The following is a 16143-nucleotide window of genomic DNA, read 5'->3' as shown; positions in this document are numbered from 1 at the left end:
ATATGCCGGCATCCGTGTCGTGGTCGTGGCTGTCGCCCCGGCCGCTTGCCCAGCATAAAACAAGGAACTCCAGCGATGAGTGCCAGCACTACCGCCACTTTGCGTCACGATTGGTCCCTGGCCGAGGTCAAGGCACTGTTCCAGCAGCCGTTCAACGACCTGCTGTTTCAGGCCCAGACCGTGCACCGCGCGCACTTCGATGCCAATCGCGTGCAAGTGTCGACCCTGCTGTCGATCAAGACCGGCGCCTGCCCGGAGGACTGCAAGTACTGCCCGCAGTCCGGTCACTACAACACCGGGCTGGAAAAGGAAAAATTGCTGGAAGTGCAGAAGGTCCTCGAGGAGGCTGCACGGGCCAAGGCCATCGGCTCGACCCGCTTCTGCATGGGCGCGGCGTGGAAGCACCCGTCGGCCAAGGACATGCCGTACGTGTTGCAGATGGTCAAGGGCGTCAAGGCCATGGGCCTGGAGACCTGCATGACCCTGGGTCGCCTCGACCAGGAACAGACCGCGGCCCTGGCCGAGGCTGGCCTGGACTACTACAACCACAACCTCGACACCTCGCCGGAGTTCTACGGCAGCATCATCACCACCCGCACCTACAGTGAGCGTCTGCAGACCCTGGCCTATGTGCGCGATGCCGGGATGAAGATCTGCTCGGGCGGCATCCTCGGCATGGGCGAATCCCTCGATGACCGCGCCGGCCTGCTGATCCAGCTGGCCAACCTGCCGGAGCACCCGGAGTCGGTGCCGATCAACATGCTGGTCAAGGTCGCCGGCACACCGCTGGAGAATGCCGAGGATGTCGATCCGTTCGACTTCATCCGCATGCTCGCGGTGGCGCGGATCCTCATGCCCAAGTCCCACGTACGCCTGTCGGCGGGCCGCGAGGCGATGAACGAGCAGATGCAGGCCCTGGCGTTCTTCGCCGGTGCCAACTCGATCTTCTACGGCGAAAAACTGCTGACCACCGCCAACCCGCAGGCCGACAAGGACATGCAGCTGTTCGCTCGCCTGGGTATCCAGCCGGAAGCCCGCGAGGAGCATGCCGACGAAGTGCACCAGGCGGCTATCGAGCAGGCGCTGGTGGAGCAGAAGAGCAGCGAGCAGTTCTATAACGCCGCGGTCTGACTGACACCGCTTTTCCAACCGAACACTGCCCGCGCCCAAGCCAACGGATGCTGTAGTAGCCGGACTTGTCGGGACGCTGAACCGCCGCGAATGCGTTCGCAAGATCGCGAAAAGCCTCGCTGTCAACCGAGCGTCGGCCGGCCGCTCCTACAGGAAGGGGCGGTGTTCTTCAGATTGCACTGCGAGGCGCCCATGTCCTTCGATCTGTCCGCACGCCTGGCTGCCCGTCGTGCCGAAAACCTCTACCGTCACAGGCCGCTGCTTGAAAGCCCCCAGGGGCCGGAAGTGGTGGTCGATGGCCAGCCGTTGCTGGCCTTTTGCAACAACGATTACCTGGGCCTGGCCAACCACCCACAGGTGATCGAGGCCTGGCGGGCGGGCGCCGCACGCTGGGGCGTGGGCGGCGGCGCGTCGCACCTGGTGATTGGCCACAGCGGCCCGCACCATGCGCTGGAAGAAGCCTTGGCCGACCTCACCGGACGGCCCCGGGTGTTGTTGTTCAGTACCGGCTACATGGCCAACCTCGGCGCGGTCACGGCACTGGTCGGGCAGGGTGACACCGTACTGGAGGATCGCCTCAACCACGCCTCGCTGCTCGACGCCGGGCTGCTTTCGGGCGCGCGCTTCAATCGCTACCTGCACAACGACCTGGCCAGCCTCGCCAAGCGCCTGGAGAAAGCCACCGGCAATACGCTGGTGGTCACCGACGGAGTGTTCAGCATGGACGGCGATATCGCCGACCTGCCGGCCCTGGCTCGGGAAACCCGTGCCCGTGGCGCCTGGCTGATGGTCGATGACGCCCACGGTTTTGGCCCGTTGGGGGCCAACGGCGGCGGTATCGTCGAGCACTTCGGCCTATGCCCGGAAGACGTGCCGGTGCTGGTCGGTACCCTCGGCAAAGCCTTCGGCACGGCCGGCGCATTCGTCGCTGGCAGCGAAGAGCTGATCGAGAGCCTGGTGCAGTTCGCCCGGCCCTACATCTACACCACCAGCCAGCCGCCGGCGTTGGCCTGCGCCACGCTGAAAAGCCTGGAGCTGCTGCGCACCGAGCATTGGCGCCGGGAACACCTGAACGCATTGATCCGCCAGTTCCGTGCGGGTGCCGAGCAGATCGGCCTGGAGCTGATGGACAGCTTTACGCCGATCCAGCCGATCCTGATCGGTGATGCCGGGCGGGCGCTGCGCTTCTCGCAACTGCTGCGCGAGCGCGGGCTGATGGTCACGGCGATTCGACCGCCCACCGTACCGGCTGGCAGTGCACGCTTGCGGGTCACACTGACCGCTGCCCACAGCGAAGCGCAGGTACGGCTATTGTTAGAAGCGTTGGCCGAGTGTTCCAGATTGCTGGGGCCCCATGAGCCGTTGGAGCCACACCATGCGTGATCGCCTGATTCTGTTGCCCGGGTGGGGGCTTGGCATTTCGCCGCTGGAGCCTTTGGCCGCTGCCTTGCGCGGGTTGGACGAGCACCTGCGGGTGGAAATCGAACCGCTGCCGGAGCTTGCCAGCGGCGAGCTGGCGCAGTGGATCGAGGAACTGGATGCCACGCTGCCGGAAAACACCTGGCTGGGTGGCTGGTCGCTGGGCGGCATGTTGGCTACGGAGCTGGCGGCCCGCCGCGGCGATCGTTGCTGCGGCCTGCTGACGTTGGCGAGCAACCCACGCTTCGTGGCCGGGCAGGGCTGGTCCAGCGGCATGGCCGACGACACCTTCGCACAGTTCCTGAGCGGTTGCCGCGAGCAGCCCCAGGCCACGCTCAAGCGCTTCAGCCTGTTGTGTGCCCAGGGCTCGGCGGACCCGCGTGGGCAATCGCGCAGCCTGCTCGGTGGTGCACCGCACAGCCGTCCCGAGGTGCTGCTCGGCGGTCTTGAAGTGCTGGCGCAATTGGACACCCGTGAGGCCCTGCAAACCTATGGCGGCCCGCAGTTGCACCTGTTCGCCGGGCTCGACGGCCTGGTGCCGGCCGAAGCGGCGGGTGAGCTGCTGGCGCTGCTGCCGGATGTCGAAGTCGGCCTGATCGAACAGGCCGGCCACGCTTTTCTCCTCGAAGACCCGCACGGCGTAGCCGGGGCAATCCAGGCTTTTCTACATGAGTGTGCCGATGACTGATCTTTCCCTCCCGCCATTGCCGGGCAGCCTGCCCGACAAGCGCCAGGTCGCGGCCTCGTTTTCCCGTGCAGCCGCCAGCTACGACAGTGTTGCCCAATTGCAGCGGGACGTCGGTGACGAACTCCTGCGGCGCCTGCCGGCGCAGAGCCAGCCTTCGCGTTGGCTCGATGTCGGCTGTGGTACCGGGTATTTCACCCGCGCCCTGGGCGCCCGCTTCGGTGAGGATCAGGGCCTGGCCCTGGATATCGCCCAGGGCATGCTCGAGCACGCCCGGCCCCTGGGGGGCGCACGTCACTTCATCGCCGGTGATGCCGAGCGCCTGCCATTGCAGGCGCAGTGCTGCGACCTGGTGTTTTCCAGCCTGGCCGTGCAATGGTGCGCCGATTTTGCCGCGGTGCTGGGTGAGGCCCATCGGGTGCTGCGGCCGGGTGGTGTGATGGCGTTCGCCAGCCTGTGTGTCGGCACCCTGCATGAGCTGCGCGAAAGCTGGCGGGCGGTGGATGGCATGGTGCACGTCAATCGCTTCCGCGAGTTCGCCGATTACCAGCGTCTGTGCGCAGCCAGCGGACTGCGGGTGCTGAACCTGGAAAGCCGGCCACAGGTGCTGTACTACCCGGACGTGCGCAGCCTGACCCACGAACTCAAGGCACTGGGTGCGCATAACCTCAACCCCGGACGTCCGGGCGGGCTGACGGGCCGCGCGCGGGTGCTGGGGCTGATCGACGCCTACGAACGATTCCGCCAGGCGCAGGGTCTACCGGCGACCTATCAAGTGGTCTATGCCGTTCTGGAGAAACCGCTATGAGTGCAGCCTATTTCATCGCCGGGACCGACACCGACGTCGGCAAGACCACCATCGCCGCGGGCCTGTTGCATGCGGCCCGGACCGCCGGGTTGAGCACCGCGGCAGGCAAGCCGGTGGCTTCCGGCTGCGAGGTGACGCCCAAGGGGCTGCGTAACGCCGATGCGCTGGCGTTGCTGGCCGAGTGTTCGCTGCCGCTGTCCTACGCGCAGGTCAATCCGGTGGCGCTCGAACCGGCCATCGCTCCGCACCTGGCGGCGCGCGAGGCGGGTATCGCCTTGACGGTGCAGTCGCTGCTGGAGCCGATGCGCGAGATCCTGGCATTGCAGGCGGATTTCACCCTGATCGAAGGGGCGGGCGGCTGGCGGGTGCCGTTGGCGGACCAGGCCAACCTGTCGGACCTGGCCCGGGGCCTGGGGTTGCCGGTGATCCTGGTGGTGGGTGTGCGCCTGGGCTGTATCAGCCATGCCTTGCTGACCGCCGAGGCGATTGCCCGTGATGGCCTGCAACTGGCCGGTTGGGTGGCCAACATCATCGAGCCGAAGACCTCTCGTCTGGAAGAGAACCTCGCGACGCTGGCCGAACGCCTGCCGGCGCCGTGCCTGGGGCGGGTGCCGAAGCTCAAGACGGCCTCCGCACAAGCCGTGGCAGAGCACTTGCAGCTGGATCTGCTGGATTGATGGACAGGGCAGGGCGCTAGTTTTTGCCTATTGCCAGGCATTGTGCCATTAGTGTTTTTGACGGGCATTCTTGCCCGGGTTCTGCTTCAATGCAGCCTGTAACCGTTTTTCACAGTCGAGTTCGCCCATGGAAATCTCAGGTAGCACCGCTTTTTATGCCGGTCTGAGCACTATTCAGTCCGGGCAGAACCGTGTAGACCAGGCCGCCGGCCAGATCGCCAATACCACTGTCGAGCGTTCGCTGAAGAGCCAGTCTTCCGACTCCCAGGTCGAGCGCCTGCTGTCGCTGGACCGTAGCCAGCAGGACCTGTCGAGCAGTCTGGTCGACCTGTCCCAGGGCAAGCTCCAGGTCGAACTGGGCGCCAAGGTCGAGAAGGCGGCAGACAAGGCGCTGGGCACGCTGATCGACACCTACGCCTGATCCCTCTTTCGTCGTTATCCTGACGGGCGCGAAGGCGCCCGTTTTGCCCTGCGCGAGTCTCGTGCCCGGCACCTCCCCCTTTTCCCGCAACTGGCGTCAATGACGCTCGGCGCTGATACGCGCGCATTCGATAGATCATCTTTTCCCTGGACTATTCTTTCCTTGGCGCCAGCCGCTGCCTTCAGGGTTGCAGGTCATTTCCTGTGCGTATTGTGGGCTGCGTATGACCAATGGCTCATGAACGACGCTTGACAAGGCTTGGGCGCAAACGTATGTTTCAAACAACTGTTTGACCGGCGTGGCAAATCGACGCGGTCGCTTATTTCCAGGTTTCATCAGCAGAGGTTTATCGCTATGCCTGACTACAAGGCCCCCTTGCGTGATATTCGCTTCGTTCGTGACGAACTGCTTGGCTACGAAGCGCACTATCAGAGCCTGCCGGCTTGCCAGGACGCTACTCCGGACATGGTCAACGCCATCCTTGAAGAAGGCGCCAAGTTCTGCGAACAGGTACTGGCTCCGCTGAACCGTGTTGGTGATACCGAAGGCTGCACCTGGAGCGAGTCGGGCGTGAAGACCCCGAGCGGCTTCAAGGAAGCCTACAAGCAGTTCGTCGAAGGCGGCTGGCCGAGCCTGGCCCATGACGTCGAGCACGGCGGTCAGGGCCTGCCGGAGTCGCTGGGCCTGGCGGTGAGCGAGATGGTCGGCGAGGCGAACTGGTCGTGGGGCATGTACCCGGGCCTGTCCCACGGTGCGATGAACACCATTTCCGAGCACGGTACCCCCGAGCAGCAGGAGGCCTACCTGACCAAGCTGGTCTCCGGCGAGTGGACCGGCACCATGTGCCTGACCGAACCGCACTGCGGCACCGACCTGGGCATGCTGCGCACCAAGGCCGAGCCTCAGGCTGACGGTTCCTACAAGGTCAGCGGGACCAAGATCTTCATCTCGGCCGGTGAACACGACATGGCCGACAACATCGTCCATATCGTCCTGGCGCGCCTGCCGGATGCACCGGCCGGCACCAAGGGCATTTCGCTGTTCATCGTGCCCAAGTTCCTGCCCAACGCCGATGGTTCGGTTGGCCAGCGCAACGCCGTTTCCTGTGGCTCGATCGAACACAAGATGGGCATCCACGGCAACGCCACCTGCGTGATGAACTTCGACGGCGCCACCGGCTTCCTGATCGGCCCGCCGAACAAGGGCCTGAACTGCATGTTCACCTTCATGAACACCGCTCGCCTGGGTACCGCGCTGCAAGGCCTGGCCCACGCCGAGATCGGTTTCCAGGGTGGCCTGAAGTACGCTCGCGAGCGTCTGCAGATGCGCTCCCTGACGGGCCCGAAAGCGCCGGACAAGGCCGCTGACCCGATCATCGTGCACCCTGACGTGCGTCGCATGCTGCTGACCATGAAGGCCTTCGCCGAGGGCAACCGGGCGATGGTGTACTTCACCGCCAAGCAGGTGGACATCGTCAAGTACGGCCAGGACGAGGAAGAGAAGAAGAAGGCTGACGCACTGCTGGCGTTCATGACGCCAATCGCCAAGGCCTTCATGACCGAGGTCGGCTTCGAGGCCGCCAACCATGGCGTTCAGATCTACGGCGGCCACGGTTTCATCGCCGAGTGGGGCATGGAGCAGAACGTTCGCGACAGCCGCATCTCGATGCTGTACGAAGGCACCACCGGTATCCAGGCCCTCGACCTGCTGGGTCGCAAGGTGCTGATGACCCAGGGCGAGGCACTGAAGGGCTTCACCAAGATCGTCCACAAGTTCTGCCAGGCCAACGAAGGCAACGCGGCGGTCAGCGAGTTCGTTGCACCACTGGCCGCGTTGAACAAGGAGTGGGGCGAGCTGACCATGAAAGTGGGCATGGCGGCGATGAAGGACCGCGAGGAAGTCGGCGCCGCTTCGGTGGACTACCTGATGTACTCCGGCTACGCCTGCCTGGCCTACTTCTGGGCCGACATGGCGCGCCTGGCCGCCGAGAAGCTGGCTGCGGGTACCACCGACGAGGCGTTCTACACCGCCAAGCTGCAGACCGCACGCTTCTACTTCCAGCGTATCCTGCCGCGTACCCGGACCCTCGTGGCGACCATGCTGTCGGGTGCCAACAACCTGATGGACATGCAGGAAGAGAACTTCAGCCTGGGCTACTGAGTCCTGCCGGAGTGACCTCGAAAAGCCGCTTCTCCTTCGGGGGAAGCGGCTTTTTCATGGGCGTTTTTCGTATTGCCGATTTATTGGCGTCAATCGTGAAAATTCCTGACTAAAACGCTAAGAAGAAGCCGAGCCCTGCCGTTAAAGAGAGTGCATTCGTGATCTCTGTCACATTCTTTGTGCTTTACTCGCGCAAATAAAGGCACAATGCCATCTATTGAATCTGCCGGTCGGAGCTTTACCCTTGCCGCGTTCTACTGCTGTACATGCCAGTCACTTTCTACCCTCCGTCATGCTGTTGCTTGCGGGGCTCGCGGCAGCCTACGTCAAGGACCTCAACGTCTTCTTCACCTCACTGTTCAACGTCCTGCCGACCCTGGTGCTGTTGCTGGGCGGTTCCTACTGCGCGGTCTACCGGCGCCAGCGTGAACTGTTCCTGATGATCACGGTGTACATCGCCTACTTCCTGCTTTCGACCCAGGCCGACTTCTACCGTGACCATGGCAAGGTCCGCCAGGATGCCGCAGTGGTTTTCCATCTGGTCTGCCTGTTGTTGCCGCTGTTGTTCGGCGTGTTCGCCGCCTGGCAGGAGCGCACGCACCTGTTCCAGGACATGGTCGCGCGCTTTGCCGTGCTGCTGGCGGTGGGCAGTGTGGCGCTGGGCCTGGAGCAGAGCTACCCGGAGGCCCTGCTCGACTGGCTGGCGGAAATCCGCTGGCCGGCCCTGCATGGGGCGTGGATGAGCCTGATCCAGTTGTCCTATCCGGTGTTTCTCGCCGCTTTCATGCTGCTGACGGTGCAGTACTGGCGCAACCCGCGGCCGCTGCATGCGGCGCAGCTGATCGGCCTGCTGGGGCTGTTCTGGATGCTGCCGATGACCTTCATCCTGCCGTTCACCCTGAACATCATGTGCAGCCAGGTGATGCTGATGATCGCCGCGGCGGTGGCTCACGAGGCCTACCAGATGGCGTTCCGCGACGAGCTGACCGGGCTGCCCGGGCGTCGCGCGCTCAACGAACGGATGCAGCGCCTGGGCCGCAACTATGTGCTGGCGATGACCGACGTCGACCATTTCAAGAAATTCAACGACACCCACGGTCACGACGTTGGCGACCAGGTACTGCGGCTGGTCGCAAGCAAGCTGGCGAAAGTCAGTGGCGGTGGCCGGGCCTACCGCTACGGCGGCGAGGAGTTCGCCGTGGTGTTCGCCGGCAAGAGCCTGGAGGAGTGCATGCCGCACCTGGAGGTGATCCGCGAGGTTATCGCCAACTACAACATCCACCTGCGCAACCCGGAAAGCCGTCCACAGGATGACCAGCAAGGTCGCCAGCGGCGTTCGGGCAGTGCGGCGACGAGCGTTTCGGTGACGATCAGTATCGGTGTCGCCGAGCGCCAGGCGGACCAGCGTACCCCGGACGAGGTGCTCAAGTCCGCCGACCAGGCGCTGTATGCCGCCAAGGGCGCCGGGCGCAACTGCGTGATGGCCGCCGGGCAGACCGCCAGGCGTGGCGCGGTGCGCACCAACGAGGCTGCCGGCTGAGTGATGGTGGAGCATTCAGCGGCTGGACTGTGATTGCCCGGTGGCGGGCGCCGACAGTAGGTTGAGTCATCTGCTGCCGGAGAAACGACCATGCCTGACTACAAAGCCCCGCTACGCGACATGCGCTTTCTGCTCGACCATGTTTTCGATTTCCACACCCATTACCAGCACCTGGGGGCCAGCGATGCCAGCCCGGACATGGTCGCGGCGATCCTGGAGGAAGGCGCGAAGTTCTGTGAACAGGTGCTGGCCCCGCTGAACCGCTCCGGCGATGAGGAAGGCTGCCATTTCGACAAGGGCGTGGTGACCACCCCCAAGGGCTTCAAGCAGGCCTTTGCCCAGTATGTCGAGGCCGGCTGGCATGGGCTGGCGGCCGATCCAGAGTATGGCGGGCAGGGCCTGCCGCAATCGCTGGGGCTGGTGATCAGCGAAATGATCGGCTCGAGCAACACCTCCTGGGGCATGTACCCCGGCCTGACCCATGGCGCCATGTCGGCGATCCACGCCCACGGTACCGAGCAACAGAAACAGACCTACCTGAGCAAGCTGACCGCAGGTGAGTGGACGGGCACCATGTGCCTGACCGAAGCCCACTGCGGTACCGACCTGGGGCTGATCAAGACCCGTGCCGTGCCCCAGGCCGATGGCAGCCATGCGCTGACCGGCAGCAAGATTTTCATCTCTGCCGGTGAACACGACATGAGCCGCAACATCATCCACCTGGTGCTGGCCAAGCTGCCGGATGCACCGGCGGGCACCAAGGGCATTTCGCTCTTCATCGTGCCCAAGTTCCTGCCCGATGCGGCCGGCGAAGCGGGAGAGCGCAACGGCGTGAACTGTGGTGCCATCGAGCACAAGATGGGTATCAAGGCCTCGGCCACCTGCGTGCTGAACTTCGATGGCGCCACAGGCTTCCTGATCGGCGAGGCGAACAAGGGCCTGAACTGCATGTTCACCATGATGAACCATGCCCGCCTGGGTACCGGGATGCAGGGCCTGTGCCTGGGCGAAACCAGCTTCCAGGGGGCGGTCCGCTACGCCAGCGAACGTCTGCAGATGCGTTCCCTGACCGGGCCCAAGGCACCGGACAAGGCTGCCGACCCGATCATCGTGCACCCGGACGTACGCCGCATGCTGCTGACCATGAAGGCGTTCAACGAGGGCAACCGGGCCCTGACCTACTTCACCGCGCAGTGGCTCGACATTGCCCATCGCGCCGCCCAGCCCGAGCAGCGCCAGGAGGCCGAGGACCTGCTGGCGTTCCTGACGCCGATCTGCAAGGCCTTCATGACCGAGACCGGTCTTGAGGTCACCAACCACGGCATGCAGGTGTTTGGCGGCCACGGTTTCATCCGCGAGTGGGGTATGGAGCAACTGGTACGTGATTGCCGCATCGCACCGATCTACGAGGGCACCAATGGCATCCAGGCACTGGATCTGCTGGGGCGCAAGGTGCTCGGCAGCCAGGGCAAGCTGCTGCGCGGCTTCACGCGGATCGTGCACAAGTTCTGCGAAGCCAACGCCGGGCATCCGCAACTGGCGGCCCAGGTGACACGACTCGATCAGTTGAACCGGGAGTGGGGCGACCTGACGCTGCTGGTCGGCAAGGCGGCCATGCAGAACCCGGATGAAGTCGGGGCGGCGGCGGTCGATTACCTGATGTACAGCGGCTATATCGTCCTGGCCTATCTGTGGCTGCGCATGGCACTGGTGGCGCAGGCACAGCTGGACGATGGCCGCGGCGACGCGGATTATTGCCGCGGCAAGCTGGCGACGTGCGAGTTCTACTTCAAGCGTTTGCTGCCGCGTACGACCGCTCATCGGGCGGCGGTGGAGGCGGGGAGCGAGAGTCTGATGCGTCTGCCGGCCGAGGTGTTTGCCCTTTAGGCTATGAGGGGGCTTTGGGGCCTCTTCGCTTGCCCGCGAAGAGGCCGGCACATTCTCCGCAACAATCCCTGCAGGTATGTGACTAAAAATAACAAAAACGTCACGTGATGACCCTATGTGTCTGAAAAGTTGTTGTTGTACACTCAGGCCTTCGGAAATCGGCCCAGCGCGGGCCCTATCGTTCTAGATCTTGCGAGGTTTGCCATGGCTGACTACAAAGCGCCCCTGCGCGATATGCGCTTCGTCCTCAATGAAGTCTTCGAGGTCGCCAATCTCTGGGCGCAACTGCCTGCCCTGGCCGAGACCGTGGATGCGGAAACCGTCGAGGCGATCCTCGAGGAAGCCGGCAAGGTCACCGCCAAGAGCATCGCTCCCCTGAGCCGCGCTGGCGACGAGGAAGGCTGCCGCTGGGACAACGGCGCGGTCTACACGCCGACGGGCTTCCCGCAGGCCTACCAGACCTATGCCGAAGGCGGCTGGGTTGGCGTCGGCGGTGACCCGGCCTTTGGTGGCATGGGCATGCCCAAGGCCGTGTCGGCCCAGGTCGAGGAGATGATCAACTCCTCCAGCCTCGCCTTCGGCCTGTACCCGATGCTGACCTCCGGTGCCTGCGTTTCGATCAACACCCACGCCAGCGAAGAACTCAAGGCCACCTACCTGCCGAACATGTATGCCGGTACCTGGGCCGGCTCCATGTGCCTGACCGAACCCCATGCCGGTACCGACCTGGGGATCATCCGCACCAAGGCCGAGCCCCAGGCGGACGGCTCCTACAAGATCAGCGGTACCAAGATCTTCATCACCGGTGGCGAGCACGACCTGACCGAGAACATCATTCACCTGGTACTGGCGAAGCTGCCTGATGCGCCGGCCGGCCCGAAAGGCATCTCGCTGTTTCTGGTGCCCAAGTTCCTCGTCAATGCCGATGGCAGCCTGGGCGCGCGCAACCCGGCGACCTGCGGCTCGATCGAGCACAAGATGGGGATCCAGGCCTCGGCGACCTGCGTGATGAACTTCGACGAGGCCATCGGTTACCTGGTCGGTGAGCCGAACAAGGGCCTGGCGGCGATGTTCACCATGATGAACTACGAACGCCTGGGCGTCGGTATCCAGGGCCTGGCTTCCGGCGAGCGCTCCTACCAGAACGCCATCGAGTACGCCCGTGACCGCCTGCAGAGCCGTTCGCCAACCGGGCCGAAGGCCAAGGACAAGGCGGCCGACCCGATCATCGTCCACCCGGATGTGCGTCGCATGCTGCTGACCATGAAGGCGGCGAACGAAGGTGGCCGTGCGTTCTCCACCTATGTGGCGATGCAGCTGGACACCGCCAAGTTCAGCGAGGACGCGGCGACCCGCAAGCGTGCCGACGAGCTGGTCGCACTGTTGACGCCGGTGGCCAAGGCGTTCCTGAGCGACCTGGGCCTGGAAGCCACGGTGCATGGCCAGCAGGTTTTCGGCGGGCATGGCTACGTGCGTGAGTGGGGCCAGGAGCAACTGGTGCGCGACGTGCGTATCACCCAGATCTACGAAGGCACCAACGGCATCCAGGCGCTGGACCTGGTGGGCCGCAAGATCGTCGGCAGCGGCGGTGCCTACTACCGCCTGTTCGCCGAGGAAGTGCGTCACTTCATCGATACCGCGAGTGCCGACCTGAGCGAGTTCACCAAACCGCTGGCGGCAGCCCTGGACAACCTCGACGACCTGACCGACTGGGTGCTGGACCGCTCCCGGACCAACCCGGACGAGATCGGCGCGGCATCGGTCGAATACCTGCACACCTTCGGTTACACCGCCTATGCCTACATGTGGGCGCTGATGGCCAGGGCTGCGCTGGGCAAGGAGAAGGAAGACGCGTTCTACGCCAGCAAGCTGGGCACGGCGCGCTTCTATTTCGCCCGCCTGCTGCCACGGATCCACTCGTTGACGGCATCGGTGAGGGCTGGCAGCGAATCGTTGTTCCTGCTCGATGCCGAGCAGTTCTGAGGCGGAATTGGCATGTAAGCATTTGCTTACATAACGCGCTGCTGTTTGCCCATATCGCCCTATTGGATCCAGCAGTAATCTACACATGAAGGACGTCGAGCAGGAAGCTCAAAGCAAAACACGGACACGTAGGATTCCGCCAGGATGGTGGAGCGAAATGGATGTCAGGGAAACAGTCTGCAAAGCCCCGCTTCGGCGGGGTTTTCTTTTGTCCGCGAAAAAGTTTTCTCAGCCCAGGCCGTCGAGCCCGGCCGTCCCCGGCAGGTGCGTCACCTGGCTGTTCATCACGTCGTCCAGCAGCACCCGCAGCAGTTCCAGCGAAGCCTGCTGGCGCTGCACATCGCGACACACCAGGCCGACCCGCAGCGACACCCGAGGTTCGGTCAACGGCTTCCACAGCAGGTCATGATCGTCATGCTCATCCCGTGAGCGACCCGGCAGCACGGTGGCCAGGCGGGTGTGAGGCAGACTGTCGAGAATTCCCGCCATGTTGTTCAGCTCGGCCTGGACCTGTGGGCGCCGCCCCAGGTTGGCCAGTTGCGCCTGCCAGATCTGGCGGATCTGGAACTCTTCGCCGAGCAGTAGCATCGGCAGCTCCGCCGCTTGGCCGACCGAGACTTTCTTGAATTCGCGCAGCGGATGTTCGGCGGGGATCACCAGTTGCAGTTCGTCTTCGTACAGCGGCAGGCCGTGCAGCCCTGGCTGGCGTGGCGGCAGATAACTGATGCCGATATCCAGCGAGCCATTGAGCAGGCGCCGCTCGATCTCCAGACCCGTCAATTCGTAGATCTGCACCACCAGGTGGGGATGGGCCTTGCGTACCCGTTCGAGCATCTGTGGCACCAGGCTGGTGTGCACCGTCTGCAGCACGCCGATGGCGAGGGTCCGCAGCGCCTGGCCCTGGAAGTTGCGCAACGCTTCGCGGGCCCGTTGCATGCCGTCGAGCAGCGGCAGGGCATGGTTGTACAGTGTATGGGCGGCCAGGGTCGGCAACAGGCGCTTGCTGCTGCGTTCGAACAGGCTGACATCGAGGTTGTGTTCCAGGTGGCGTATCTGTTGCGACAGGGCCGGCTGGGAGATCGACAGCCGTTCGGCGGCGCGGCCGACATGCCCTTCTTCATACACCGCGACGAAATAACGCAGTTGCTTGAAATCCATAAGCAGTACTTATCGAAAATGCTCGAAAAACGAAATGGCCGTGAACGCCCGGGAGGCCTAGTCTAACCCCAAATCAAAGGGCTTACAGGGCCAGAGCGTGCGATGAATACCGTTTGCGTGGATGGTGTTTACATAGGCAAGGCAAAAAATCTCGGACAGGGTCTGATCAGCGATACGGATAAACACCGGGTTGCCAGCCGGCTCTGGTTATGGCCACAGGGGCTGGGCAGCGACGAGCAGGGCGATCCGCGTTTCCACAGCGGACCGGAGCGGGCATTGCATCACTACCCGGCCGAGCATTACGACTACTGGCGCAAACGGCATCCACAGCTCGACTGGGCCGCGCCGGCCTTTGGCGAGAATCTGTCGACCCGTGGGCTGACCGAGGAACATGTCTGCCTGGGCGACCTGTTCCGCTGGGGCGGTGCGTTGCTGCAGGTCAGCCAGCCCCGTTCGCCCTGCTACCGCCTCAGCCACCGCTGGGGCCTGGCCGAACTGCCACGGCAGGCCCAGGACACGGGACGCTGCGGCTGGTTCTATCGGGTACTCAAGCCCGGTTTCGTCAGCGACGACCAACCTTTCGAGCTGCTGCAGCGCAGTTATCCCGGGCTCAGCGTGGCCTGGGCCCTGCACGCGTTCTACACCGAACCGCTGGAGCATGCCGGGCTGAAGAAACTGGTGGATTGCCCGGCGCTGTCCTCGCGCTGGCGCGACATCGCCATCCGCCGCCTGCGCACCGGCAAGGTCGAGGACTGGTCGGCCAGGTTGCTCGGGCTGCCATTGGAAGGTCTGCGCGCATGAATCTGTTCAAGCTGCGCCGGCCACAGCCGAGCCTCGATGACCTCACCGCCGATTTCCAGCCGCGTTCACGGCATGAGCATGCACCCAGCGAGTACCTGATGCCCGCCGCCGAGCGCCCCAGCCCGGTGTTCGTCCGCGGCCAGGGTTCCTGGCTGTGGGACAGCGAGGAGCGCGCTTACCTGGATTTCAGCCAGGGTGGCGGCAGCAACAGCCTCGGTCATAGCCCGGGCGTGCTGGCCCATGCCCTGGCGGACCAGGCCCACGGTCTGATCAATGTCGGCGCGGGTTTTCATAACCCGGCGCAATCGAAACTGGCCGACCGTCTGTGTCGTGCCACTGACAGCGACCAGGTGCATTTTCTCAACAGTGGTTCGGAAGCCTGCGAGGCGGCGATCAAGCTGGCGCGCAAGTGGGGCCAGCTGCATCGTGGCGGTGCCTACCGGATCATCAGCGCGAACAATGCCTGCCATGGTCGCAGCTTCGGGGCGATGTCGGCATCTGGCCAGGACTGCTTCGGCAATCGTTTCGAGCCGCAACTGCCCGGCTTCAGCCAGGTCCCGTTCAACGACCTGGAAGCCCTGTACGCCGCAGTGGACGCCAAGACCGTGGCGATCATGCTCGAACCGATCCAACGGGCAGCGGGCGTGACCCCGGCGACCCGCGACTACCTCCAGGGCGTCGAGCGGTTGTGCCGGGAACTGGGCATCCTGCTGATCTTCGATGAGGTGCAGACCGGCATCGGGCGCTGTGGCAGCCTGCTGGCCGAGCAACTGTATGGCGTACGCGCCGATATCATCGTCCTCGGCAAGGGCCTGGGCGGTGGCGCGCCGCTGTCGGCGCTGCTGGCCCGGGGCACGGCCTGTTGTTTCGAACACGGTGAGATCGGTGGCAGCCATCATGGCAATGCGTTGATGAGTGCTGCCGGCCTGGCGGTGCTCGATACCGTGCTCAAGCACGATTTCCTCGACGAAGTGGCCGAGCGCGGGCTGCATCTGCAACAGGGCCTCGACCGGCTGGCGCGACGTTATGAACATGGCGAACTGCGGGGGGCCGGACTGCTCTGGGGCCTGACCTTGAGCGACGCCTCGGCGGATGCGGTGGTCAAGGCCGCATTGCAGGAAGGCCTGCTGCTCGATGCCCCGACTGCCGACAGCCTGCGCTTTTCTCCGGCCCTGACGGTCAGCCAGGGCACCATCGACGAGATGCTCCTGCGCCTGGGCCGAGCTTTCTCCCGCGTACGTACCGCCCAGGTGCAATGCCGCAAGGGTATTGCCGTCTGACTCGACTCGTCGCCTTTTCCTGAGCCTTATTCCGAACCGTCTCGCGGTATAACGCGTCGCCCTGTGCCTGACTCTTTTGGCACGGGGTGTTTTTTTATGGGCGGTATCCCGGTGCGCTCTTCCTGGGCGGGGCGCGACGCTGCCTTTGGGCGGAAAAAGTGCTCGAGGATTTGAATTTATATACCACCGGGTG

The 16143-nt window shown here is 64.1% G+C and carries 13 protein-coding genes; 12 read left to right on the top strand and 1 reads right to left on the bottom strand.

The window, feature by feature from the left end:
- Positions 1–75 precede the first annotated feature (75 nt).
- The 10 genes from bioB to HU752_RS29850 all read left to right on the top strand — a co-directional run bounded on the left by bioB (position 76) and on the right by HU752_RS29850 (position 12711).
- Positions 76–1131, top strand: a complete 1056-nt coding sequence (gene bioB / locus HU752_RS29895) for a biotin synthase BioB (protein WP_186685432.1) — start codon at positions 76–78, stop codon at positions 1129–1131.
- A 192-nt stretch (positions 1132–1323) separates the two neighbouring features.
- The gene (bioF, locus tag HU752_RS29890; RefSeq protein WP_186685430.1) at positions 1324–2514 is read left to right on the top strand and encodes an 8-amino-7-oxononanoate synthase; all 1191 of its coding nucleotides are present in this window, start codon (positions 1324–1326) and stop codon (positions 2512–2514) included.
- The gene (locus HU752_RS29885; protein ID WP_186685428.1) at positions 2507–3238 is read left to right on the top strand and encodes an alpha/beta fold hydrolase; all 732 of its coding nucleotides are present in this window, start codon (positions 2507–2509) and stop codon (positions 3236–3238) included. The genes bioF and HU752_RS29885 overlap by 8 nt, the downstream gene beginning before the upstream one ends.
- Positions 3231–4043 (top strand): malonyl-ACP O-methyltransferase BioC, encoded by an 813-nt coding sequence (gene bioC, locus HU752_RS29880; protein ID WP_186685426.1) that lies wholly within the window; start codon positions 3231–3233, stop codon positions 4041–4043. The genes HU752_RS29885 and bioC overlap by 8 nt, the downstream gene beginning before the upstream one ends.
- Positions 4040–4720: a dethiobiotin synthase gene (gene bioD / locus HU752_RS29875; RefSeq protein ID WP_186685424.1), complete on the top strand. Its 681-nt coding sequence runs from the start codon at positions 4040–4042 to the stop codon at positions 4718–4720. Before bioC ends, bioD begins: the two co-directional genes overlap by 4 nt.
- A 127-nt stretch (positions 4721–4847) precedes the next feature.
- The gene (locus HU752_RS29870) at positions 4848–5141 is read left to right on the top strand and encodes a pyrroloquinoline quinone biosynthesis protein PqqE (RefSeq protein WP_186685422.1); all 294 of its coding nucleotides are present in this window, start codon (positions 4848–4850) and stop codon (positions 5139–5141) included.
- A gap of 354 nt (positions 5142–5495) precedes the next feature.
- A complete protein-coding gene (locus tag HU752_RS29865; RefSeq protein ID WP_186685420.1) occupies positions 5496–7301 on the top strand; it encodes a phenylacyl-CoA dehydrogenase in 1806 nt (601 codons plus the stop codon).
- Between the two features lie 244 nt (positions 7302–7545).
- The gene (locus HU752_RS29860) at positions 7546–8841 is read left to right on the top strand and encodes a GGDEF domain-containing protein (protein WP_186685418.1); all 1296 of its coding nucleotides are present in this window, start codon (positions 7546–7548) and stop codon (positions 8839–8841) included.
- 90 nt (positions 8842–8931) lie between these two features.
- Complete coding sequence (locus HU752_RS29855; RefSeq protein WP_186685416.1) at positions 8932–10728, top strand: acyl-CoA dehydrogenase C-terminal domain-containing protein; 1797 nt, start codon at positions 8932–8934, stop codon at positions 10726–10728.
- Positions 10729–10932: 204 nt separating this feature from the next.
- Positions 10933–12711, top strand: a complete 1779-nt coding sequence (locus tag HU752_RS29850) for an acyl-CoA dehydrogenase C-terminal domain-containing protein (protein WP_186685414.1) — start codon at positions 10933–10935, stop codon at positions 12709–12711.
- 228 nt (positions 12712–12939) lie between these two features.
- On the opposite strand, the gene HU752_RS29845 is transcribed toward HU752_RS29850, so the two are convergent.
- The gene (locus HU752_RS29845; protein WP_186685412.1) at positions 12940–13869 is read right to left on the bottom strand and encodes a LysR family transcriptional regulator; all 930 of its coding nucleotides are present in this window, start codon (positions 13867–13869) and stop codon (positions 12940–12942) included.
- Positions 13870–13971: 102 nt separating this feature from the next.
- On the opposite strand from HU752_RS29845, the gene HU752_RS29840 reads away from it, so the two are divergent.
- Complete coding sequence (locus HU752_RS29840) at positions 13972–14670, top strand: MOSC domain-containing protein (protein ID WP_186685410.1); 699 nt, start codon at positions 13972–13974, stop codon at positions 14668–14670.
- Positions 14667–15950, top strand: a complete 1284-nt coding sequence (locus HU752_RS29835) for an aspartate aminotransferase family protein (RefSeq protein WP_186685408.1) — start codon at positions 14667–14669, stop codon at positions 15948–15950. Before HU752_RS29840 ends, HU752_RS29835 begins: the two co-directional genes overlap by 4 nt.
- Positions 15951–16143: the final 193 nt, after the last annotated feature.

The organism is Pseudomonas vanderleydeniana (assembly GCF_014268755.2).
Classification (GTDB): Bacteria; Pseudomonadota; Gammaproteobacteria; order Pseudomonadales; family Pseudomonadaceae; genus Aquipseudomonas; species Aquipseudomonas vanderleydeniana.
Note: the sequence above shows the minus strand (reverse complement) of the source record. Positions and strands in the feature narration are given on the sequence as shown.